We start from the raw sequence: 20,063 nt of genomic DNA, 5'->3' as shown, positions 1-20,063 counted from the left end.
GAGCTTGACATCAGGCACCAGCAGAGTCTACGTGCCTTGCGGACCCTCCTCGTCCATGCCGCCCATCAGCAGCGGGAGCCTGGTGGGTGCATCCGCAACCACTCGAACGGGCACTCCCCAGTCCTGCCTGGTCAGACGGCAGACGGGGTGTTCCTCGGCCGGGTCGTCACTACAACTCGCGGCCTGCGCGACGACGTGCAGCACGCCGTTCGTGACCTGATCGTTGATCCGCAACGCGCGTACCAGTCCGGTGGTGACGCCCGCGCCCTCGAGGATCAGCTCCGGGGGTGAGCTGGTGATCTCCAAACGCGTTGAGGGGCCGTACCTTTCGTCCAGTTTGGTGCCTTTCGGCGGGGTGAAGACGACGGCGAGTTCGAACGCCCCCGCCGCGATGTCGGTGGACGGCCGCTTCACCTCGTGGGCCGCGCCGTCGATCTTGGTGGCGGAGGCCGCGAACCGCTCGAGCCGGTGCGCCGCGGACGCGACCACGACGAGTTCGCCGTCGACGACGAGCGCGTCGGACGGCTCCGCGACGTCCGTGGCGATCGTGGTCAGCGTCTTGGTCTCGGGATCGAAGCGGCGGATCGCGTTGTTGTAGGTGTCGCTGATGACGACCGAGTGGTCGTCCAGGACCGTGACTCCCAGCGGGTGCTGCAGCAGGGCCTCGTCCGCGTCGCCGTCCTTGTGGCCGAACGCGAACAGCCCCTTGCCGACGACCGTGGTGACCTCGCCGTGCTCCAGGTACCGCAGCGCGCTGGTCTCGGAGTCGACCATCCACAGCCGGTCGCCGTCCGCCGCGAGCCCGGACGTCTGCGCGAAGAAAGCGCCTTCCGCGGGCCCGTCGTTGATGCCCTCGACGGTGGTGCCGGCGAGCCTCCGGACGGTGCCGGACGCGGGGTCGAAGAAGCCCAGCGTGTGGTTGCCGGCCATGGCGATGGCGACGCCGCCGTTCCACCAGGCCACGTCCCACGGACTCGTCAGCTCGATCTTGTCGGCGGGCCCGTCGGTCTCGCCGTCGCGCCACTGTTCCCCGGTGCCCGCGAGGGTCGTGACCTCGCCGGTGTCGAGGTCGAGGCCGCGCAGCAGGTGGTTGACCGTGTCCGCGACGACGACCTGGTTGGTGCCGGGGATCAGGGTGAGGCCGGCGGGCTCGGAGAAGGTGGGGTTGAGGCCGTCCTGCCTGCCGCGTTCGCCGGTGCCGAAGCGGCGGAGGACGGTCTCGCCGTCCGCCTCCAGTTCGACGACGCTGTGGTGGGCAGAGTCGCTGACGAGGATCGTGTTCCGCGGCGTGACGATGGCCTTGGCGGGGAAGCGGAGCGTGGTGTTCTCGGGCTCCGGCGCCTGGTACGGCCCGGTGCCGCGGTGCAGCGTGCCCTTCTCGTCGTGCTCCTCGACGAGTTCCTTGATGATCGTCCGGAGGGCCTCGACGTGCCCCTCACCGGCGGCGACGTGCACGACGTAGCCCTCGGGGTCGATCAGGTCCAGCGTCGGCCACGCCTTCACGGCGTAGTTCTGCCACGTGGTGAGCTCCGGATCGTCCAGCACCGGGTGGTGCACCCCGTAGCGTTCGACGGCGGCCTTGAGCGCGTCCGGGTCGGCCTCGTGGACGAACTTCGGCGAGTGCACGCCGATCGTCACCAGGACGTCCTCGAACTCCTCCTCGAGGGGACGCAGCTCGTCGAGGACGTGCAGGCAGTTGATGCAGCAGAACGTCCAGAAGTCGAGCAGCACGATCTTGCCGCGCAGGTCGGTGAGTTTGATCTGCTCGCCGCCTGTGTTCAGCCAGCCGCGTCCCACCAGTTCGGGGGCGCGGACGCGGGCACGGCGCTTGGGGGTGCTCACGGCCGTATCCAACACTGTGGACGCTCGGGCTGTTCCGGGGTCCACATGGTGGACCTCTTTCGTTTTGTTCGTTTTGAGCTAGCATGAACACATGACGGCAGGCGGGAGTGAGCGAACGGTGCTGCCTCCGGCGCGGCCGGAGAGCTTGTCCGCCTGGGTCGCCGCGCTGACTCGCTCAGGGAACGAGACCGCCGCACTCGTCGCACCCGACGGCACGCATCTCCCGCTGCCACAGGAGATCTTCGACGTGCTCCGAGACGTCGTGTTCGCGATGTCGCGAGGTTTGGCGATCACGGTCGCCCCTCAGCACACCATTCTCACCACCAGCGAAGCCGCACATCTGCTGGGCGTGTCCAGGCCGACCTTGGTGCGACTGCTGGAAGCGGGCGAGATCCCGTACGAGCGGCCCAACCGGCATCGGCGAGTCCGTCTGGCGGACCTCCTCGCCTACCAGGACCGTTCCCGCAGGGCACGCGCCGCCGGACTGGACGAGATGGTCCGCGACGGTGAGGACGGCGGCCTTTACGACCTTCCGTTGGAGACGCCGTTCGAACGGTTGCCGACGAACGACGACCTCAGGTGATCAGTGCTTCCCGTCTTCATCGACACGTGCGTCCTTACTTAAGCCCTACCTCTGCGACACGCTGCTGACGATCAGTGAGTGCGGCGTCTACCGTCCGCTCTGGTCCACCGATGTGCTGGCCGAGCTTGATCGAAACTTGCGCAAACGAGGCGCCTCCGAACACCAGGTGGCTCACAGGCTCGGACAGATGCGACGACACTTTCCCGACGCCGAGGTGACCGGGTACCAGCACCTCGTCGAGGCGATGGAGAACGATCCCAAGGATCGGCACGTTCTCGCGGCAGCCGTGTGCGGCGGGGCCGAATTGCTGATCACCGAGAACCTGAAGGGCTTTCCTGCTGCCGCCGTCAGCAGGTTCGACATCGAGGTGCTGCACCAGGACGAGTTCCTGCTCGATCGACTCGATCTCGCCCCGGAACTGGTGATCGCAGCCCTCCGGCGCCAGGTGTCCCGGCACAGACGAACGCCGCGCACCGTCGATGACCTGCTCGACATCCTGGCCAACGAGGGTCACCGCTGCAGCGGGTTCGCCGATGCGCTTCGCAGCGCCGGAGCGTTCGGCACTTGGAGAAGTTGACCTGCTGGCAGCGGAACGTCAGGCGAGGAGAACGGCCTTCAGGTCGGCGATGCTCTGCCGCCACTGCGGCCCGTACTCCGTCTCGTCCCACAGCTCCGCGAGCTCCGACTCCATCCCCAGCACCCGGTCCAGCGCCTGAGCCGCAAGCGCCCGCAGGTCTTCCGGCAGAGGCGGCAGCAGCTCGTCGGGGCCGTACGCGGTGGTGACCGGTGTGCCGCCCGGCAGCTGTGCGGCGATCAGCGCGGCCGAGGCCACGGCCTGGCACGCCTCGTAGCTGTCGAGGAACTCGTCGGACTCGATCGTGCTGGTCAGCGCGGTGCGGATGATGGCCTCGCGCTCCGCTTTCGCCGCGTCGTCCAGCTTGCCGGAGAAGTCCGCGGCGGTGTCGTTGTCGAAGTGTCCGACGTCCCAGGTGCCCATGGCGGTGATCATGACACCCGGCACCGACAATTCCGGGCGGGTCAGGGCAGCTTCAAGCCCGGCTTCTCGCCCTCGTCGAACACCGGCGCGACCCTGATCACCGCCTCCGAGAGGTCCACCTCGCCGCCCGCGAACCGCGCGCCCCGGAACGACACCTCGCCCGCGTTGAGTTCCGCGCCCTCGAACTTCACGCGGCCGCCGGTGAACCGCGCGCCGTGGAACGTGACCCGCGCGCCGCTGAAGGTCGCGCCGCCGAACCACACCTCGCCGCCGCTCACGCGCATGCCGTCGAACGACACCCGGCCGCCGGGGAAGCGCGCCAGGCTGAGCACCAGGTTGCCGCCGGTGACGTGGACGCCGGCGAAGTCCGCGGCGCGCAGCACCGCCCTGGTCAGGTGGAAGTCGTGACCCTGCCAGCTCACCGGGGCGCCGTCGCGCAGGTGTGCGGTGATGAGGCTGGTGACCGACAGGCGGACCTCGGTCTCCTCGTCGTGGTCCCACTCGGAGTCGAGCGACGGCTCGTACGGGATGCGGAGGTACGCGCACAGCACGTCGATGCACGTCTGGCGCTGCTCGGTCCACTCGTCGGCGAGCGACGCCATCGCGTAGAGGCCCGCCAGGCGGACGGTGGGCTTGTCGTGGCCGATCTGGGTGCAGGCGGTGGCGAAGCGCTCGTTGAGCACCTTCGCGTGCTCGCGCTTCTCGGCGGACTCGCTGATGCGTTGCTTGCGGTAGGCCACGACCAGGGCGACCACACCACCTACGCCGGCGACGACCGACAGTGCGATCTTGATGATGTCGACGCGCGTGTTCAGCGCGGTCGGCAGGCCCAACCCGAGCCACAGCAGTCCTGCCGCCGCGGCGAAGACCGCCAGGCCGATCAGCACCACCGCGCTGATGTGCGTCCGGATCGACCAGAGCTCGCGATCAGCCACGGCGCGAGCCTAGTGGCGCGCGTCAGGTGCTGGTGTCGTAACGGAAGATCACGCTGGGCGTGACGTCCGCCCAGTGCACGACCACGCGGGTCTGCCCGCCCTTGGTGTGCCGCATCGTCAGCGTGAGCGGGGACCACGTGCCGCCAGGCTCGGTGACGCCGGTCGACGTGCACGCGATGTCGCGGTCGCCCTCGCACTCCCAGCCCTCGCCGCCGACGGTCAGGTCGCCCTCGCCGTCCATGTCCTCGACGACGAACCGCAGCCGCGCGTCCGACTGCGGTGTGCTGCCGGTGTTGCGGGGTGTCAGCGTGAAGTCGACGGGCTGGCGGCGGTAGACGAACCCCATCTCCTCCGGGGAGTTCCGCCACTCGCGGACGCCCTGGGCGTCCGTCTTGATCTCGAACGGCTCCTGCAGCGGCGGAGTCGGCGGCATGGTGGTGGTCTCGCCCGTCGGGTCGGGGGACGTGGGGGGCGCGGGTGCGGCCTGGGAGGTGCAGGCGCCCAGCAGCAACGTCAGCGCCGTCACCGCGATGAGCCTCATGGACCCAGCGTAACGGCGTGGTGCTCGTCCGGCGCGTCCGCAGAGCGGGACGGTCGCCCGCGATACGCCATCAGCGTTCATGATGGAGGCAGACCGCCCGTCTGAACCTTTTCGCCGTGATCGGCGTAGAGGACGCCGGGAGGTGCGTGATGGTGGAGTACCTGGTCGTCGGTGCGGGTCCGGCCGGCCTGCAGATGGGGCGCTTCCTGCACGGTGCGGGCCGCGACTACCTGATCGTCGAGGCGGGGCCGGAGCCGGCGGGGTTCTTCCGGAGGTTCCCCCGGCACCGCGTCCTGTCGACGGACGACAACTGGCTGTTCGACGGCGCGCCGTTCACTCGCTACAGCAAGCGGTCCTTCCCCGACGCGGACGACCTGGTGCGCTACCTGGAGGACTTCGCGCGGCCGTTGAACATCCGCTACGGCACGCCGGTCGACGACCTGGGCCGGTACCGGGCGCGGCACGTCGTCGTCGCCACGGGCAAGAAGCCGCACCTGCCCGCGATCCCCGGCATCGAACACGCCGAGACGTACGCGACCGCCAGCACCGATCCGACCGCGTACGCCGGGAGGCGCGTGCTGATCATCGGACGCGGGCACAGCGCGTTCGAGACGGCGGACAACCTGTCCGCCACGACCCGTCTCACGCACACCGTGGGACGGTCGGTGCAGCGGATCGTCAAGGAGGGCGACGAGTTCGTCGCGACCATCGACGGGACCGGTGAGCTGCGGTACGACGACGTCATCGCGTGCACCGGTTTCCGCCGGGACACCGCGCTCGACGCGCCGGGCGTGCACGTGCTCACCGGCGACTCGATCAAGGCGATCCGGCACGCCGCCAGGGCGTTGCACCGGTCGCTGGAGGCCGAGCACCACGGCGTGCCGTGGCCGCACCGCAAGCTGCGCAACCGTCCCGACTCGCTGGCGGCGACGATCGCCACACGCGCGGGGAAGATCCCGGACGGACTGGCGGACGTCGTTGTGCCGCAAGGACAACACGCGCTGCTCTACGACGAGATGCCCACGACCGAACGCAACGGGTTCGTCGTCACGAGCACGCAGGTGAGGCACTACCGGCGCAACGAGCTGATCGCCGTCGAACGCCGGTTGCACCGCAAGCCGCTGGAGAGGTTCTTCTCGCAGCAGCTCGCGGTGCCGTGCATCGCCTGAACCTCAGGCCGGCAGCGTGCGCTTGAGGAACTGCCCGGTGATGTCCCACGCGCGGTCGGCGGCGGCCTGGTCGTACCAGGGCCCGAGGTGGTTGAGGAACGCGTGGCCGGCGGGCTCCAGGTGGACCTCGGCGTTCTCGTGCTCCTCGGCGGCGTCCACGACGGCCTGGTAGCCGGTGATGAACGAGTCCTCGGTGCCGAAGTGGAACAGGATCGGGCAGGTCACCCGCCCGAGCGTGCCGATCTGGTCCGGCACGCCCGAGCCGTAGAACGACACGGCGGTGTCGGGGTCGGAGGCGACGGCGGCCGCGTAGGCCAGGGTGCCGCCGAGGCAGAAGCCGAGCACGCCGACGCCACCGGTGACCTCGGGCAGGCCGCGCAGGTACCGCACGGACGCGACGACGTCCTGCACGGCGAGCGGGAAGTCGAGGTTGCCGGTGACCTCCATCGACCTCGCGATGCCCGCCTCGTCGTGCTCACCCACCCAGCCCGGCTGGAAGCGGTGGAACAGCTCGGGCACGGCCACGACGTACCCGAGCGCTGCCAGCTTCTCCGCGACACCCCGCAGGTACCCGTCCAGACCGAAGATCTCCTGGACCAGCACGATGCCGGGCCCGGTCCCGGACTCCGGCAGCCAGAGCGGCAACGGCATCTCGTCAACTCGATGGGTCATGTCGCGATCTTGCCCGAGCGCCGGGGTCAGCCGCCTACGGCCACCGACGTTCCGGTGAGGCGCTCGGCCTCGGCCCACAGGCGCGCGGCCACGGCCTTGTCCCGCGCGGTCCGGGGCGTCGAGACGGGCCTGGTCGGACCCACGACCGCCCAGCGCGGCCCGTAGTAGCCGCCGGCGACCGCGCCGGGGTCGGCCGTCGCGTACAGGAGCGGTTCGGTGCCCTGCTCGACCCCTTGCGAGGGAACGACCTTGTAGCCGATGGACTCGATGAGACCGGGCTTGCCGCCGTTCAGGCGCGGGCCCGAGGTCATCAGGTTGGTGCGGGTGTAACCGGGGTGCGCGGCGACCGACAGCAACGGCCAGTCCCGTTCGGCCGCCAGGTCCGCGAGGTGCAGCGTCATCAGCAGGTTGGCGAGCTTCGTGCGGGAGTAGGTCAGCGTCGGGCTGTAGCGGCGACGTCCCTGCAGGTCGTCGAAGTCGATGCGGCCGCGGTACGCGGCGCCGCTGCTCATGGTCACGACTCGGGGCGCGGGAGCGGCCAGCAGCAACGGCAGCAGCCGCACGGTGAGGGCGAACGGGCCGAGGAAGTTGCTGGCCAGCTGGAGCTCGAAACCGTCGGCGGTCTCGGTCCGGGCGGGCACGTTCATCACGCCCGCGTTGTTGACCAGCACGTCCAGCGGCCTGCCGTCGGCGAGCAGGCCCTCGGCGAACGCGCGCACCGACGCCTGGTCGGCCAGGTCGAGCCGCCGGACCTCCACCCGAGCGCCGGGGTGCGCGGCCAGGACCTCCGCCTTCGCCTGCTCGCCCTTGGCCTCGGTGCGCACCGCGAGGACCACGTCCGCCCCGGCTCCTGCCAGGCGCTTGGCCGCCTCCTTGCCCGTGCCGCTGTTCGCGCCGGTGACGACGATCCGCTTGCCGTGCTGGTCAGGAACCTCGTACATCGCGACCCCTCGTTAAGTACTGCCGGTCTCTTATGCACCCAACATAACGGACCGACGGTCTCTTAGTAAAGTACCGCTGGTCTGTAACATGCGGGCATGAGCTTCCAGCGGGCGCGCACCGACGAGCAGCGCGGCGAACGGCGGCGGCAGATCCTCGCCACCGCGGCCGCCATGCTCACCGAGATGCCGGTCGCCGGGCTGACCCTCACCGCGCTCAGCCGCCGGGTCTGCCTGGCCAAGGCCAACGTCCTGCGCTACTTCGAGTCGCGCGAGGCCGTGCTGCTGGCGCTGCTGGAGGCGGAGGTCGCGGACTGGATCACCGAACTGGAGTCCGCGCAGGCCGCGGACGGCGGCTCGGCCCGGGAACGCGGAGACCGGTTCGCCGAGCTCCTGGCGACCTCGCTGGCACGTCGCCCGGTGCTCTGCGACCTGATGAGCGCGCAGTCCACGGTGCTGGAGCACAACATCTCCGCCGAGACCGCGCTGCGGCACAAGCGCACCGTGCACGGCTACCTGGAGGTGCTCGTCCGGTTCACCGCGGGGCACCTGCCCGAACTGGGCGACGAGGACGCGGCCGCCCTGATGCAGTCCGTCATGCTCGTCGCGGTCGCCGCCTGGCCGGCCAGCCGTCCCCCGCAGGCGGTGCTCGACGCCTACGCCACCGACCCGGCCCTGGCCGTGATGTGCGTCGACTTCGCGGACGTCGTGCGCCGCACCGCCGCGGTGACCGTGTCGGGTCTTCTCGCCCGCGAGCGCCAGCCCCGATAATCGCCCGATGATCAGGCTGATCGCGACCGACCTCGACGGCACGCTGCTCCAGCCCGGCGGGGTGCTGAGCGACCGCACGCGCGCCACGCTCCACGCCGTCGACGCGGACGTCGTGGTCGTCACGGCGCGACCGCCGCGGTTCGTGCAGGACCTGGAGCTCACCGGCACGGCGATCTGCTCCAACGGCGCGATGATCTACGACCTCACGAACCGCGAGGTGACGCACGCGCAGACGGTGCCGCTCGACGTCGTGCGCAAGGTGTCGGAGGCGTTGGCCGAGGTCATCCCGAACGTCGGCATCGCGGTCGAGACCGGCATGGAAGTCCTGTCGGAGCCTGGTTTCCAGGGCTTCGGACCGAAGAATCCACACAGGACGCTGGAGCTGCTCGACCACGTCCTCGAGGAGGCGCACCAAGTCGTGCAGATGCTCGCGTGGGCGCCGGACGCCGAGGCCGACCACATGATGGAGATCGCGCGGGAGGCCGTCGGGCAGCACGTCTCCGTCACGCACTCGGGCGGCCTCGGGCTGCTGGAGATCAGCCCGCCGGGCGTCTCGAAGGCCGCCACCCTCGAATCCCTCTGCGGCACAAGGGGAATCGGCAAGCACGAGGTCGTCGCGTTCGGGGACATGCCGAACGACCTGTCGGTGCTCGGGTGGGCCGGCACGGCGTATGCGATGGGCAACGCGCACCCGCTCGTGAAGCAGGCCTGCACGAACCACGCGCCGCCGAACACCGAGGACGGCGTGGCTCAGGTCCTCGAAAGCCTCTTCAGGATCTAGGCACCGAGGTGGGTCCGGCCACCTCGGCTCCCAGGGCGACCACCCGACGCCGCAACTCGCGGTCGGCGGTCACCACCGTCACCTGACGTCCGGCGCCTTCGGCTCGCACCACCTCGACGATCGTGTCGTCGCCCTCGCCGGGAGCGGCGACGACACGGACGCCGTCGATCGAGGAAACGTTGCGCGCCTTGCCTTCGACGACGAGGACGACCTCCTCGTCACGGCCGCGCAGCGCGTCGCGGAGGCGTTCGGCCGCGGCCGCCCTGTCCCGCCACCACCCGTCGGGGACCGACCCCACGACGTTGGCTGCGTCGACCACGAGCAACGGCTTCACGCCTCCAGCGTGCCTCAGCCCCGGCGGGCGCGCAGTTCGTCCAGCGAGTCCGGACCCTCGTCCACGGCAAGTGCCGCAACGGGGGCAGCGGACACGCCGGCCCAGCGCAGCACGGCGGCGGTGGCGGCGGCCCGTTCCTTCTCGGGCAGCTTGGCGATGTTCGCGCCGTGGTTGCCGCCGGGAACCGTGTACGACAACGAGTCGCGCGTGCCGCGGCCGAGGCGGAACGGTTCCGCGCTCCACGGGTCGTTCTGGCCGTTCACGAACAGCAGCCGCGAACCCTGGTGGCGGACCCACGTGTCGATGTCGCGCATCGCGGAACGGTCGAAGCGCGGGAACCCGATGTCCGGCGACACCATAGAGCGCGGCACCGAGGAACCGGGGTAGCGCAGCAGGTCGCGCACGGCCGACTCGTCCGCTTCGGGCCAGCCGAGCTGCGTGCCCGCCTGGTAGTAGTACGCCGTGTAGGGCGCGACGCCCGCGTCGGTGTAGAAGTCCCAGCCCACGGTCTGCTCGATGAACTTCCACAGGTCGTCCACCGAGGCGCCGTCACCGGGCACCAGCGCGCACTGCTCCTGCGTGCCGTACTGCCAGAACGTGAACGGCGTGTCCAGCACCAGGATCTCCAGCGCCTTGTGGGCGTTGCCGAACTGCTCGTAGGTGTAGCCCTTCGCTTCGAGCCTCGCCACGAACTCGTCGCGCTGCTGGAGGATCTGCCGTTGGACGCCTTCGAGCCGTCGGTTGCACGTCGGGTCGTTGCCGACCTCGCGGATGAACTCGCCGTAGACGTCGCGGTCGTTCACCACGTCGTTCGGCGCCACGTACGCGATGGTCGCGTCGACGTCGCGCGGAAAGTAGCGGCGGTGGTAGATCGACGTCATGCCGCCCTTGCTGGCACCCGTCGAGAGCCACTTCGCGCCGTAGATCTTCTTGAACGCGCTGACGATCCGGTGGTGGTCGTTCGCGGCCTGCCAGATGTTCAGGTCGTCCCAGTCGGCCGGGGCGGGGCGGGACGGCGGGAAGAACCGCTGCTCGACGCTGATCTGGTTGCCGTCGACGAGCCGGGCGGGCTCGGACGCGCTGACCGAGCCGGGCAGGTTGTAGCCGGTGGTGTGCAGCACCATCGGCTTCGACTCCGCCTTGTGCAGCAACGAGAAGCGCTGCTCGAACTTCGTGCCGCGCGGCTTGCGGTGGTCGGCGGGCTGCTGGATGCCGAGGACGAACGTCCGCGCGGTGCCGGACGTCCCCTCGCTGATGATCCGCACGCCGGGGACGGCGGCGACGCGGTCCTTGATGTCGGGGGCGGCGGACGCCACGGCGGCGGTGGCGGCGACCTGCGCCGATGCCAGGCCGAACGCCAGCAGGGAGCGTACGAGTCTGTTCACCGCACCAAGCTATTGAGCCCGCACGCCCCGCCGGACCGGCCGATCGTCGGGCTTATTCGAAGCTCGCGAAGTAGGACGCCGCCATGTCCTTGTCCCCGTGCCCGCCGTCGACCGCGCGCTTCAGGCGTTCGGCGGAGGCCTGCGCGACGTCCAGCCGCACCTTCGCCCGGTCCGCGGCCTCGGCGACGAGCAGGGCGTCCTTCAGCGCGTTCTCGACGGTGAAGGCGGGCTCGAACGAGCGGGCGATGATCGCGCCGCCCTTCATCTGCAGGTACGGGGTGTCGATGGCGCCGCCCGAGATGGCCTCGAGAAGCAGCTTCGGGTCGAGTCCGGACGCCTCGGCCAGTGACACGGCCTCGCCCACCGCGGCGGTCAGGGCGAGCACCCAGCTGTTCGCGACCAGCTTCAGCTTCGACGACGCCCCGGCCTCGCCGATCCACATCGTGCGGGCGCCGATCACGTCGAACACGGGCTGCACCCGCGAACGCAGTTCCTCGGCGCCGGACGCGAGCACGACGAGCTTGCCCTCGGCGGCGGGCTTCGTGCTGCCGAGCACGGGGGCGTCCACGAACTCCAGCCCGAGCGAGCGGGCGAGCGCGATGTGGTCCTCGGTCGCGTCGATGCCGACCGTGGACGCCTGGATCCACACGGCGTCGTGCGGCAGTGACGGCGCGGCGGCCTGGATGGCCGAAGTGACCGCGGGGCCGTCGTTGAGGACCGTGAGCACGACCTCGACGCCCTCGACGGCCTCCGCGGGGCTGCCGGTGACGGTGGCGCCCTTCGAGGCGAGCGGTTCGGCCTTGGCACGCGTGCGGTTCCATACCCGGACGTCGTGTCCGGCCGCGGCGAGGTTGGCTGCGATGGGGGCACCCATGAGGCCGGTGCCGAGCACGGCGATCTTCATGTCCCCCAGCAAACAAGAAACCTCGCGGTGCTGCCAGGTCGGGGGTCCGACAGCACCGCGAGGTCAACAGTGACATCGGCGGACCGACGTGCGCTGTTACAACACCATCATACTGTGGCGTGGATCACGTTTAACAGAATGAAACCCCTGGAGCGCGGGAGGTGCTCCAGGGGTTCCCGTTGGGGAGGCACTCGCGACGGGGCGCCGCGCGAGTGCCGGGTCTTCGAAAGTCAGCGCAGGGTGGTGACCTGAGCCTGGGCGATGGCCATCAGCTCGTGACGCATGGACGGGGTGGTCGCCATGTCGATCGCGCGAGCCACGGCCTTCCGGTTGCGCGCCTCGGCACGACGGGCGCGGAGCTTCGCTGCGAAGTTCATCTCGGTCTGCACTTCCCTCTTCGAGGTCTTGTTGGCTGGTGACTCAAGTATGCACCTTCGTAGGCGTAAACGCACGCGATTGTCCGGTGAGGTGGCGCACATGCCGATGAATCATCGGCCGACAACGTGGACAGCCGGACAACGACGGGTAACCGCCATCACTCCTCCCGGCCGAGCAGGAAGCGCCCGAAGTGCGGCACGGTGAAGGCGATCTGCCCCCGTTCCGCGCTGTAGACCAGGCCTTTCTTGATGAGCGAGTCCCGCGCGGGTGACAGCGACGAGGGCTTGCGGCCGAGGTGGTCGGCCACCTGGGCGGTGTTGACGCCCGCATCCTTTCCGTCGGTCAACTCGGCCATCGACCGGAGATACTCGCGTTCAGCGGGCGTTGCACGCTCGTATCGGGAGCCGAAGAAGCCCACGGCCAGCTCCGCGTCGGCCTCCGGAGCCGCCACCGAGACGTCCAGCGCGGTGATCGGGTCGGCCGGAGCGGCGTCCCAGGCGGCCTTGCCGTAGGCCTGGATGAAGTACGGGTAGCCCCCGCTCGCGTCGAAAAGGGCGTCGAGCGCCTCGTCGGTGATGCCCGCGTCCTCGCGTTCGACCGGGGCCAGCACGGCGCGGTCGGCGTCCTCGCGGCTGAGCCGGTCGATGCGGACGTAGCGGAAGAGGCGTTCCGAGTACGACTTGCTCGCACTCAGAACCGCGGGCAGGTGGGGCAGGCCGGCACCGACGACCACGAGCGGCGCGCCGATCTGCGAGAGCTCGTGGCAGGCCGCGCACAACGCGCTGATGTCGTCCGGCTTGAGGTCCTGCATCTCGTCGATCAGCAGCGCCACGCCCGTGCCGACGTCCTGCGCCAGCTCGGCGACGTCGGTGAAGAGCTCGACCAGGTCGATCTCGATGTCACCGGAGTCCGCGCGGCCGGACGCGGCGGGCACGTCGATGCCCGGCTGCCAGCGGTCGCGCAGCTTGGCGCCGTCGGGGGCGGCCCTGAGCGCGAACGCCTTCAGAATGCCGAGGATCGCCTCGACCCGGTCCGGCGCGCGGTGCCGCACCGCGAGGTCGCGGATCGCCCGGTGCAGCGCGGCGCTCAAGGGCCTTCTGAGGTCGGCGTCGGGCCTGGCCTCGACCTTGCCGGCACCCCAGCCGCGTTTCACGGCCATCGACCGCAGCTCGCCGAGCAGCACCGTCTTGCCGACCCCGCGCAGTCCCGTCAGCACGAGGCTGCGTTCGGGACGGCCGCGGGCCACGCGTTCGAGCACCACCTCGAACGCACCGACCTCTTTGTCCCGGCCGGCGAGCTCAGGAGGCCGCTGGCCTGCACCGGGAGCGAACGGGTTGCGCACCGGGTCCATGGCTCGCACCGTATCCGCGTTTCTAGGACCCGCCTTAGAGACGCGCAGACTCGCGTCGAAATGCGGCCGGATGCCGCTCTCTAAGTTTATCTAGTGATTGAGCAATAGAGTCGAATAGTTGCGGATGGTGTGCCGTGCCGGTTGGCTGACACACGTGGCTGAAGTCGTGACGAAGGGGACAGGCGAGGTCGAGCGCACCGCCGACCGCGCGCAGGTCGACGTGACGTTCGAGGCGCTCGGCGCCGAACGCTCCGAGGCGGTGAGCACGCTCAACCAGCGCATTTCCACGATCGAGCCGCTGCTCGAGGAGTTCGAGGTGCGGTCGCGGCAGCTGTCCGCGCACGACAACTGGGACAACAACCAGCGCGTCGGCAGCCGCGCGTCGCAGCAGTACGTGATCTGGGTGAAGGACCTCGACCGCCTCGACGCGCTGCTCGGCGAACTCGTCCAGGCCGAGCCGTCCTGGATCAACGGTCCGTCGTGGGCGTTGGTCGACGACGGCGAGGCCATCCGTGAGGCGCAGCGGGAGGCTGTCGCCGATGCGCTGCGTCGCGCCGAGGGGTACGCGTCTGCCCTGGGGCGGCGGCTCGGGCCGTTGCTGCGGATCGGCGACACGGAGGGCGGCGCGCACTACCAGCCGCGAATGATGAGCGGTGCGGCGTCGTTCGAGATGGCCGGGCCCGCCGGGATGGTGGACCAGCTGAACCTGAAGGCGCAGCAGATCACCGTGTCCGCGTCGTGCACGGCCGCGTGGTCGTTGCTCGACTGACGGCCGTAGTCCTGAGGTCTGACCCGCGGATCATGCCGCGGTGCGATCCGCGGTGACGGCGTCGATCCATACCGTGCCGATCCATGCGGAACTTGTTGATCGGCATGGTCGTCGGGGCGGCGGTGATGGCGTCCATCGCGCCCGCGCACGCGATCATCGGCGGGGAGACGGCGACCGGGGAGCACACCTGGATCGCCGACCTGGGGCACGACGACAACGGGCACGGGTGCGGTGGCGGGCTGGTCGCGCCGCGGTGGATCGTGACGGCGGGACACTGCCTGGGGCGGGCCGCGGTCGGCACGTCGGTCCGGGTCGGGTCGAACGACCGGCTCGAAGGCGGCAGCGTCGTCGCGGTCGCGAGCGTGCACAAGGGCGACCACGGCGACATCGGGCTGGTCGAGTTGGAGAAGCCCGTCGCCGAGACGCCCGCACTGGTCGGTCCGATGCCGGTGTCCGGGCCGATCCGGTTGCTCGGCTGGGGCATGGACGCGCAGGAGAACCCCACCTCTCCGCGGCACCTCAAGCAGCTCGACACCGAGGTGCTCGGGCAGTGCGGCGGGAGCGACGAGATCTGCGTGAAGCAGTCCGCCGAGGCCGCCGTGTGCCACGGTGACTCGGGGACGCCCGCGATCGTCGACGGCAGGGTGGTCGCGGTGACGAGTCGCGGGCCGATAGGGCCGTGTGGCGCCGAAGGCTGGACCGTCTACACGGCCGTGGCGCCGCATCAGGCCTGGATCGACAGCACGATCGCTAACCCTCGTCGAGAGACTCCATCGCGTGCTGCACCGCGGCCGCGTCCCGATCGTCCGGTCGGGCCTTGAGCCACCGCCTGAGCCACTCGACGCGCCGCCGGGCCGCCGCGGCCAGCGTCAACGTGATGTAGGCGCGGCGTTCCCACTCGCGGGCCGACCTCATGGCGTCGGCGGCCGGCCGCCACTCGTCGCGCATCGTGCCGGTGAGGGCGCGTGCCAGCACCGGATCTCTCTCGGGATCGACTTGCAGGTCGTGCATGCGCCCCCCACCCCCCAGTACCGCCACGCCGCGGTCCAGTGAGTGTGCATGAGGGGCCCTCGGCTTCGGCAAGCCTTGGTGCGTCACCGTTCCAGAATCGCAGTGATCCCCTGGCCGCCGGCCGCGCAAATGGACACGAAACCGCGTCCACTTCCCTTCTGGTGCAGCAACTTGGCGAGGGTCGCGACGATGCGGGCGCCGGTGGCGGCGAACGGGTGGCCTGCCGCGAGCGACGAGCCGTTGACGTTCAGCTTCGCCCTGTCGATCTCGCCGAGCTCCTTCTCCCAGGCCTTCAGCGTCGCCAGCACCTGGGACGCGAACGCCTCGTGCACCTCGTAGAAGTCGAAGTCCTGGAGTGTGAGGCCCGCCTTGTCGAGCATGCGCGGTGCGGCGTGCACGGGTGCTATGAGCAGGCCCTCGCCGCCGTGCACGTAGTCGACGGCGGCGGTCTCGGCGAACGTCAGGTACGCGAGCACGGGCAGGTTGCGCGCGGCCGCCCACTCCTCGGTCGCGAGCAGGACCGCGGAGGCGCCGTCGGACAGCGGGGTCGAGTTGCCGGCGGTCATCGTGTCGCCGAAGACGGGCTTGAGCTTCGCGAGCTTCTCCACGCTGCTGTCCGGGCGGAGGTTCTGGTCGCGGGTCAGGCCGAGGTACGGGGTGACGAGGTCGTCGAAGAAGCCCTCGTCGTAGGCGCGCGCGAGGTTGTGGTGGCTGCGCGCGGTGAGTTCGTCCTGGTCCTCGCGCGTGATGCCGTACTCGGCGGCGGTGACGGCCGCGTGCTCGCCCATCGACATGCCGGTGCGCGGTTCGCCGTTGCGCGGCAGGTGCGGGACGACGTGGCTTGGGCGCAGCTTCGTCAGGAGGCTGATCCTGCGGGTGCGGTTGAACTCCAGCAGGAGCTTGCGGAAGTTCTCGTTCACGCCGATCGGCGCGTCGCTGGTGGTGTCGACGCCGCCCGCGATGCCCGCCTCGATCTGGCCGAGCGCGATCTTGTTGGCCACGGCGATGATCGCCTGCAGGCCGGTACCGCATGCCTGCTGGAGGTCGTACGCGGGCGTTTCCGGGCTGAGCCTGCTGCCGAGAACGGACTCGCGGACGAGGTTGAAGTCGCGCGAGTGCTTGAGCACGGCGCCCCCGACCACCTCACCGAGGCGTTCACCCTGCAGGCCGAAGCGGCTCACCAGGCCGTCCAGCACCGCCGTGAACATGTCCTGGTTCGACGCGGTGGCGTACGGGCCGTTCGAGCGGGCGAACGGGATGCGGTTGCCGCCGATGATCGCTACTCGCATGCCGCCATACTACCTACTAGCGGGTAGACTTACTAGCGAGTAGGTTGTGGTTCGTGGACAGGTACCAGAAGTTCGCAACGTCGGGGCTCGGCCGTCAGCTCGTGCGCAGGCTTGGCCTGCCGGACCCGTATCCGCTGCGCCGCGACGCCGCGCTGGCCACACCGGTGCTCGTCGGTGGCGCCACCCGGCTGCCCTTTCTGAAGCAGCTGGAAACAGGGCCTGCCCCGTACGGCGCGCTGGTGTTCGACGCGTCGGAGCTCTCGTCCGCCTCCGACCTGCGGCAACTGCACGAGTTCTTCCACCCGGCGATCACGCAACTGGGGCCGTGCGGGCGGGTCGTCGTGATCGGGCGGTCGCCGGACTCCGTGGCGCAACGGGCGTTGGAAGGCTTCGTGCGATCGGTCGGCAAGGAGCTGCGCCGCGGTGGCACGGCGAACCTCGTGTACGTGGCGGACGGAGCCGAGGACGGGGTCGAGTCGACGCTGCGGTTCTTCCTCTCCGGACGGTCCGCGTACGTGTCCGGGCAGGTCGTGCACGTCTCCGGGAACGCCGCTCCGGCCACGCTGAAGGGCAAGGTCGCGCTGGTCACGGGCGCCTCGCGGGGTATCGGCGAGGCGATCGCGGCCACGTTGGCCCGCGACGGCGCGCACGTGGTCTGCCTCGACGTGCCCGCGGCGGGCGACGAGCTGTCGAAGGTCGCGAACTCCCTCGGCGGGTCCGCGTTGCAGCTCGACATCACCGGCGACCCCGCCCGGCTGACCTCGTACCTGCTGGAACGGCACAGTGGCGTCGACATCGTCGTGCACAACGCCGGCATCACGCGCGACAAGACGCTGGCGCGCATGGACTCCTCGCAGTGGGACTCGGTGCTGGAGGTCAACCTCGCCTGCCAGGAGCGGGTCAACGACGCGTTGCTGCACGACGGCGTGCTGCGCGGCGGTGGACGGATCATCGGGGTGTCGTCGATCGCCGGGATCGCGGGCAACCGCGGCCAGACCAACTACGCCACGTCGAAGGCGGGCGTGATCGGCATGGTGCAGACGCTCGCGCCCGTTCTCGCGGCTCGGGGCGCCACGATCAACGCCGTGGCACCCGGTTTCATCGAGACGAAGATGACGGCCGCGGTGCCGTTCGCGACGCGCGAGGCCGGGCGGAGGATGAACAGCCTGTCGCAGGGCGGGTTGCCGGTCGACGTCGCGGAGACCGTGGCGTGGTTCGCGTCGCCCGGCTCCGGTGGCGTGAACGGCAACGTCGTGCGGGTGTGCGGCCAGATGCTGCTGGGGGCCTGATGCTGCTGCGCGCCGCCCTCACGTCGTTCCGGCGCGGCGAAACGCTTGCCGCGCAACCGGTGTCGGCCTCCGTCGACGTCTCGCTGAAGCACCTCGCGGCCTACAACTCGGTGTGCGGCTTCGGTTTGCGCGACGCGTTGCCGTTGACCTACCCGCACGTGCTCGGGTTCCCGTTGCAGATGAGGCTGATGTCCGGCACCGGGTTCCCGTTCCCGCTGCCCGGCCTGGTGCACGTGGCGAACCGGATCACGCAGTCGCGTCCGCTGACCGCGGACGAGCCGCTGGAGATCACGGTGTCCGCGCGGGATCTGCGGCCGCACCCGCAGGGCACGCAGGTGGACGTGGTGACGTCGGTTTCCGGTGTCTGGGAAGGCGTTTCGACCTACCTGCGACGCGGCGGCGGCTCGTCCGGTCCCGGCGAGAAGCTGGACCGGCCGACCGGCTCGGCGGTGTGGCGCGTGCCCGCGGACATCGGGCGGCGCTACGGCGCGGCGTCCGGCGACCGCAACCCGATCCACCTGCACCCGTTGAGCGCCAAGGTGTTCGGCTTCAAGCGAGCGATCGCGCACGGCATGTGGACGAAGGCCCGGTGCCTGGCCGCGCTGGAGGGACGGCTGCCCGAGGCCGTGACGGTCGACGTCCGGTTCAAGAAGCCGCTGCTCATCCCCGGTCGCGTCGAGTTCTCGGCGAGCGAGAACGGCGGCGGCTGGGAGTTCGCCGTGTGGGGCAAGGGCCCCCACCTGCTCGGCTCAACGTCGTGACGGTGGATGCCAGACGTTGCCGTCGACCAGGTCGCCGAACCCCATCCAGACGAGGTTCATGAGGCGGGCCGCCACGACGCCGGCGGGTTCCTCGGGGTGGTCGAGCCACCAGTCCGCGAGCGACTCGCCGGCCCCGACCAGCGCGGCGGCCAGCGACTCGGCCTCGAGCTTGGTCGCCGGAGCCTTCGTCGACTGGGTCAGCAGCGCCGCGACCAGCGACACCGCGCGAGCGCGCATGTCCATGAGCTCCACCGCGAACGGACCGCCCTGGTTGGACGCCTGCCGGTGCAGCACCTGCCAGCTCGCCCGGTTCTCCCCGACGAACCCGAAGAACGCCCGCAGGCCGCTCCACAGCTGCACGTCGGGTTCCTGGTCGGGCTCGACGCCCGTCGCGATGGCCTCCATCATGCGGGTGGCCTCACGCCGGATGCACGTCGCGAACAGCTCCTCCTTGGAGCCCAGGTAGGCGTACAGCATCGGCTTCGAGATGCCCGCGACCTCGGAGATCTCGTCCATGGAGGCCGAGTGGAAGCCGAGCCGCGAGAACACGTCGACGGCGGCGTCCATGATCTGCCGCTCACGCACGGCGCGTGGCAAGCGCTTGGCTCGACCTTCTGTGCGCATCACTACCCCTCGGTTCGAAGCCGCAAGATTATCCGATCGGCTTGCCGCTCTATCTACTCATCAGTAGTCTTACTCGCGAGTAGGTACCAGGAGGTGTCCCACCATGACGCTCGACCTCAGCACCGAGGCGATCGCGAAGCTCAGCCCGGCCGAGCTCATCAGCACGCTGGAGAAGACCTCGCCGGACGACCCCGCCCTGAAGGACGTCGACATCGACGTCATCGCCCGCGGGATCGACCCGAAGAAGCTGGGCAAGGACGACTTCGCGGCGCTGCTGCGGGCGTTGGGCAGGCTGGCGGACGGCGGCGCCGACCTCGACCTGTCGAAGATGGACCCGTCGAACTTCGCCCGCATCATCTCGCGCGCCTCGAAGGACCAGATCGAGGCCGTCGTCGCCGACGAGGCCCTGCGCGTGCGCGTGCTGGACGAGGTGTTCCGGCGCATGGAGGTCCACTTCCGGGCGGACCGGGCCGGCGCCACCAAGGCGGTCGTGCACTTCCACGTGCTCGAAGACGTGTACGAGGCCATCATCGAGAACGCCGAGTGCACCATCAACAAGGGCGTGACGCGCGAGGCCCGCGCCATCGTGACGCTGACGCCCGCCGACTTCCTGAAGCTCGCGACCGGCAACGCCTCCGCCCCCGTGCTGTTCATGACGGGCAAGCTGAAGGTGAAGGGCGACCTGGGGTTCGCGGCCGGGTTCATGAGCCTGTTCAACATCCCGAAGGCCTGACGGAGA

At 70.1% G+C, this 20,063-nt stretch carries 24 protein-coding genes; 10 read left to right on the top strand and 14 right to left on the bottom strand.

Going from position 1 to position 20,063, the window contains the following annotated elements; all coding sequences use genetic code 11:
• Window positions 1-27 precede the first annotated feature (27 nt).
• The gene (locus ND450_RS33385) at window positions 28-1,842 is read right to left on the bottom strand and encodes an NHL domain-containing thioredoxin family protein (RefSeq protein ID WP_253322311.1); all 1,815 of its coding nucleotides are present in this window, start codon (window positions 1,840-1,842) and stop codon (window positions 28-30) included.
• Window positions 1,843-1,933: 91 nt separating this feature from the next.
• Between ND450_RS33385 and ND450_RS33380 the strand changes: the two genes are divergently transcribed.
• Both ND450_RS33380 and ND450_RS33375 read left to right on the top strand, forming a co-directional pair.
• Entirely contained in the window at window positions 1,934-2,425 is a 492-nt protein-coding gene (locus ND450_RS33380; protein ID WP_253322310.1) for a helix-turn-helix domain-containing protein, read from the top strand.
• Between the two features lie 112 nt (window positions 2,426-2,537).
• The gene (locus ND450_RS33375) at window positions 2,538-3,002 is read left to right on the top strand and encodes a PIN domain-containing protein (RefSeq protein WP_371927467.1); all 465 of its coding nucleotides are present in this window, start codon (window positions 2,538-2,540) and stop codon (window positions 3,000-3,002) included.
• Between the two features lie 18 nt (window positions 3,003-3,020).
• On the opposite strand, the gene ND450_RS33370 is transcribed toward ND450_RS33375, so the two are convergent.
• From ND450_RS33370 to ND450_RS33360, 3 genes are read right to left on the bottom strand one after another with little or no spacing between them, the layout of a single operon-like run.
• Complete coding sequence (locus tag ND450_RS33370; RefSeq protein WP_253322308.1) at window positions 3,021-3,434, bottom strand: DUF4259 domain-containing protein; 414 nt, start codon at window positions 3,432-3,434, stop codon at window positions 3,021-3,023.
• Window positions 3,435-3,463: 29 nt separating this feature from the next.
• Window positions 3,464-4,357 carry a pentapeptide repeat-containing protein gene (locus tag ND450_RS33365; protein WP_253322307.1) on the bottom strand — a complete coding sequence of 298 codons (894 nt, stop codon included), beginning with the start codon at window positions 4,355-4,357 and terminating at the stop codon, window positions 3,464-3,466.
• A gap of 22 nt (window positions 4,358-4,379) precedes the next feature.
• Window positions 4,380-4,898, bottom strand: a complete 519-nt coding sequence (locus ND450_RS33360) for a hypothetical protein (RefSeq protein WP_253322306.1) — start codon at window positions 4,896-4,898, stop codon at window positions 4,380-4,382.
• Between the two features lie 116 nt (window positions 4,899-5,014).
• On the opposite strand from ND450_RS33360, the gene ND450_RS33355 reads away from it, so the two are divergent.
• Window positions 5,015-6,067 (top strand): NAD(P)-binding domain-containing protein, encoded by a 1,053-nt coding sequence (locus tag ND450_RS33355; RefSeq protein WP_253322305.1) that lies wholly within the window; start codon window positions 5,015-5,017, stop codon window positions 6,065-6,067.
• A 3-nt stretch (window positions 6,068-6,070) separates the two neighbouring features.
• Here the strand turns inward: ND450_RS33355 and ND450_RS33350 are convergent, their stop codons facing one another.
• Entirely contained in the window at window positions 6,071-6,739 is a 669-nt protein-coding gene (locus tag ND450_RS33350; RefSeq protein WP_253322304.1) for a dienelactone hydrolase family protein, read from the bottom strand.
• Between the two features lie 26 nt (window positions 6,740-6,765).
• Window positions 6,766-7,680, bottom strand: a complete 915-nt coding sequence (locus tag ND450_RS33345; RefSeq protein WP_253322303.1) for an SDR family oxidoreductase — start codon at window positions 7,678-7,680, stop codon at window positions 6,766-6,768.
• A 96-nt stretch (window positions 7,681-7,776) separates the two neighbouring features.
• Between ND450_RS33345 and ND450_RS33340 the strand changes: the two genes are divergently transcribed.
• Together ND450_RS33340 and ND450_RS33335 are read left to right on the top strand one after the other, a co-directional pair.
• The gene (locus ND450_RS33340) at window positions 7,777-8,448 is read left to right on the top strand and encodes a TetR/AcrR family transcriptional regulator (RefSeq protein ID WP_253322302.1); all 672 of its coding nucleotides are present in this window, start codon (window positions 7,777-7,779) and stop codon (window positions 8,446-8,448) included.
• Between the two features lie 7 nt (window positions 8,449-8,455).
• A complete protein-coding gene (locus tag ND450_RS33335; RefSeq protein WP_253322301.1) occupies window positions 8,456-9,229 on the top strand; it encodes an HAD family hydrolase in 774 nt (257 codons plus the stop codon).
• Here the strand turns inward: ND450_RS33335 and ND450_RS33330 are convergent.
• The 5 genes from ND450_RS33330 to ND450_RS33310 all read right to left on the bottom strand — a co-directional run bounded on the left by ND450_RS33330 (window position 9,219) and on the right by ND450_RS33310 (window position 13,581).
• Window positions 9,219-9,563 carry an NTP pyrophosphohydrolase gene (locus tag ND450_RS33330; protein ID WP_253322300.1) on the bottom strand — a complete coding sequence of 115 codons (345 nt, stop codon included), beginning with the start codon at window positions 9,561-9,563 and terminating at the stop codon, window positions 9,219-9,221. The two genes, ND450_RS33335 and ND450_RS33330, sit on opposite strands and share 11 nt — an antisense overlap.
• Window positions 9,564-9,577: 14 nt before the next feature.
• On the bottom strand, window positions 9,578-10,948 hold the full coding sequence (locus ND450_RS33325; RefSeq protein WP_253322299.1) for a S28 family serine protease: 1,371 nt from the start codon (window positions 10,946-10,948) through the stop codon (window positions 9,578-9,580).
• Window positions 10,949-11,000: 52 nt separating this feature from the next.
• Window positions 11,001-11,852, bottom strand: coding sequence for an NAD(P)-dependent oxidoreductase (locus ND450_RS33320; RefSeq protein ID WP_253322298.1), 852 nt, complete (start codon window positions 11,850-11,852; stop codon window positions 11,001-11,003).
• 230 nt (window positions 11,853-12,082) lie between these two features.
• Window positions 12,083-12,229 carry a hypothetical protein gene (locus ND450_RS33315; RefSeq protein ID WP_169746017.1) on the bottom strand — a complete coding sequence of 49 codons (147 nt, stop codon included), beginning with the start codon at window positions 12,227-12,229 and terminating at the stop codon, window positions 12,083-12,085.
• A gap of 158 nt (window positions 12,230-12,387) precedes the next feature.
• The gene (locus tag ND450_RS33310; protein WP_191297794.1) at window positions 12,388-13,581 is read right to left on the bottom strand and encodes an ATP-binding protein; all 1,194 of its coding nucleotides are present in this window, start codon (window positions 13,579-13,581) and stop codon (window positions 12,388-12,390) included.
• A 154-nt stretch (window positions 13,582-13,735) separates the two neighbouring features.
• Between ND450_RS33310 and ND450_RS33305 the strand changes: the two genes are divergently transcribed.
• Both ND450_RS33305 and ND450_RS33300 read left to right on the top strand, forming a co-directional pair.
• A complete protein-coding gene (locus ND450_RS33305; protein ID WP_089919064.1) occupies window positions 13,736-14,350 on the top strand; it encodes an SIMPL domain-containing protein in 615 nt (204 codons plus the stop codon).
• 83 nt (window positions 14,351-14,433) lie between these two features.
• The gene (locus ND450_RS33300) at window positions 14,434-15,171 is read left to right on the top strand and encodes a trypsin-like serine protease (RefSeq protein ID WP_253322297.1); all 738 of its coding nucleotides are present in this window, start codon (window positions 14,434-14,436) and stop codon (window positions 15,169-15,171) included.
• Here ND450_RS33300 and ND450_RS33295 read toward each other — a convergent pair.
• Complete coding sequence (locus tag ND450_RS33295) at window positions 15,101-15,361, bottom strand: hypothetical protein (protein ID WP_253322296.1); 261 nt, start codon at window positions 15,359-15,361, stop codon at window positions 15,101-15,103. The genes ND450_RS33300 and ND450_RS33295 overlap by 71 nt on opposite strands.
• 83 nt (window positions 15,362-15,444) lie before the next feature.
• Window positions 15,445-16,650 carry an acetyl-CoA C-acetyltransferase gene (locus ND450_RS33290; RefSeq protein WP_253322295.1) on the bottom strand — a complete coding sequence of 402 codons (1,206 nt, stop codon included), beginning with the start codon at window positions 16,648-16,650 and terminating at the stop codon, window positions 15,445-15,447.
• A gap of 53 nt (window positions 16,651-16,703) precedes the next feature.
• On the opposite strand from ND450_RS33290, the gene ND450_RS33285 reads away from it, so the two are divergent.
• Both ND450_RS33285 and ND450_RS33280 read left to right on the top strand, forming a co-directional pair.
• Complete coding sequence (locus tag ND450_RS33285) at window positions 16,704-17,939, top strand: 3-oxoacyl-ACP reductase (protein WP_253322294.1); 1,236 nt, start codon at window positions 16,704-16,706, stop codon at window positions 17,937-17,939.
• A complete protein-coding gene (locus ND450_RS33280; protein WP_253322293.1) occupies window positions 17,939-18,700 on the top strand; it encodes a MaoC/PaaZ C-terminal domain-containing protein in 762 nt (253 codons plus the stop codon). Before ND450_RS33285 ends, ND450_RS33280 begins: the two co-directional genes overlap by 1 nt.
• Here the strand turns inward: ND450_RS33280 and ND450_RS33275 are convergent.
• Window positions 18,689-19,324, bottom strand: coding sequence for a TetR/AcrR family transcriptional regulator (locus tag ND450_RS33275; protein ID WP_089919062.1), 636 nt, complete (start codon window positions 19,322-19,324; stop codon window positions 18,689-18,691). The genes ND450_RS33280 and ND450_RS33275 overlap by 12 nt on opposite strands.
• A gap of 103 nt (window positions 19,325-19,427) precedes the next feature.
• On the opposite strand from ND450_RS33275, the gene ND450_RS33270 reads away from it, so the two are divergent.
• Complete coding sequence (locus ND450_RS33270; protein ID WP_089918477.1) at window positions 19,428-20,057, top strand: SCP2 sterol-binding domain-containing protein; 630 nt, start codon at window positions 19,428-19,430, stop codon at window positions 20,055-20,057.
• Window positions 20,058-20,063 lie beyond the last annotated feature (6 nt).

This window comes from Lentzea sp. HUAS12 (genome assembly GCF_024125735.1).
Taxonomy (GTDB): domain Bacteria; phylum Actinomycetota; class Actinomycetes; order Mycobacteriales; family Pseudonocardiaceae; genus Lentzea; species Lentzea albida.
This window is presented reverse-complemented; position numbering and strand designations above follow the sequence as displayed.

Coding starts and splice junctions, on each gene's coding strand:
- ND450_RS33380 (WP_253322310.1), top strand. CDS start 1,934: ATGACGGCAGGCGGGAGTGAGCGAACGGTGCTGCCTCCGGCGCGGCCG.
- ND450_RS33370 (WP_253322308.1), bottom strand. CDS start 3,434: ATGATCACCGCCATGGGCACCTGGGACGTCGGACACTTCGACAACGAC.
- ND450_RS33360 (WP_253322306.1), bottom strand. CDS start 4,898: ATGAGGCTCATCGCGGTGACGGCGCTGACGTTGCTGCTGGGCGCCTGC.
- ND450_RS33350 (WP_253322304.1), bottom strand. CDS start 6,739: ATGACCCATCGAGTTGACGAGATGCCGTTGCCGCTCTGGCTGCCGGAG.
- ND450_RS33345 (WP_253322303.1), bottom strand. CDS start 7,680: ATGTACGAGGTTCCTGACCAGCACGGCAAGCGGATCGTCGTCACCGGC.
- ND450_RS33340 (WP_253322302.1), top strand. CDS start 7,777: ATGAGCTTCCAGCGGGCGCGCACCGACGAGCAGCGCGGCGAACGGCGG.
- ND450_RS33335 (WP_253322301.1), top strand. CDS start 8,456: ATGATCAGGCTGATCGCGACCGACCTCGACGGCACGCTGCTCCAGCCC.
- ND450_RS33320 (WP_253322298.1), bottom strand. CDS start 11,852: ATGAAGATCGCCGTGCTCGGCACCGGCCTCATGGGTGCCCCCATCGCA.
- ND450_RS33315 (WP_169746017.1), bottom strand. CDS start 12,229: ATGAACTTCGCAGCGAAGCTCCGCGCCCGTCGTGCCGAGGCGCGCAAC.
- ND450_RS33310 (WP_191297794.1), bottom strand. CDS start 13,581: ATGGACCCGGTGCGCAACCCGTTCGCTCCCGGTGCAGGCCAGCGGCCT.
- ND450_RS33300 (WP_253322297.1), top strand. CDS start 14,434: ATGCGGAACTTGTTGATCGGCATGGTCGTCGGGGCGGCGGTGATGGCG.
- ND450_RS33295 (WP_253322296.1), bottom strand. CDS start 15,361: ATGCACGACCTGCAAGTCGATCCCGAGAGAGATCCGGTGCTGGCACGC.
- ND450_RS33290 (WP_253322295.1), bottom strand. CDS start 16,650: ATGCGAGTAGCGATCATCGGCGGCAACCGCATCCCGTTCGCCCGCTCG.
- ND450_RS33280 (WP_253322293.1), top strand. CDS start 17,939: ATGCTGCTGCGCGCCGCCCTCACGTCGTTCCGGCGCGGCGAAACGCTT.
- ND450_RS33275 (WP_089919062.1), bottom strand. CDS start 19,324: ATGCGCACAGAAGGTCGAGCCAAGCGCTTGCCACGCGCCGTGCGTGAG.
- ND450_RS33270 (WP_089918477.1), top strand. CDS start 19,428: ATGACGCTCGACCTCAGCACCGAGGCGATCGCGAAGCTCAGCCCGGCC.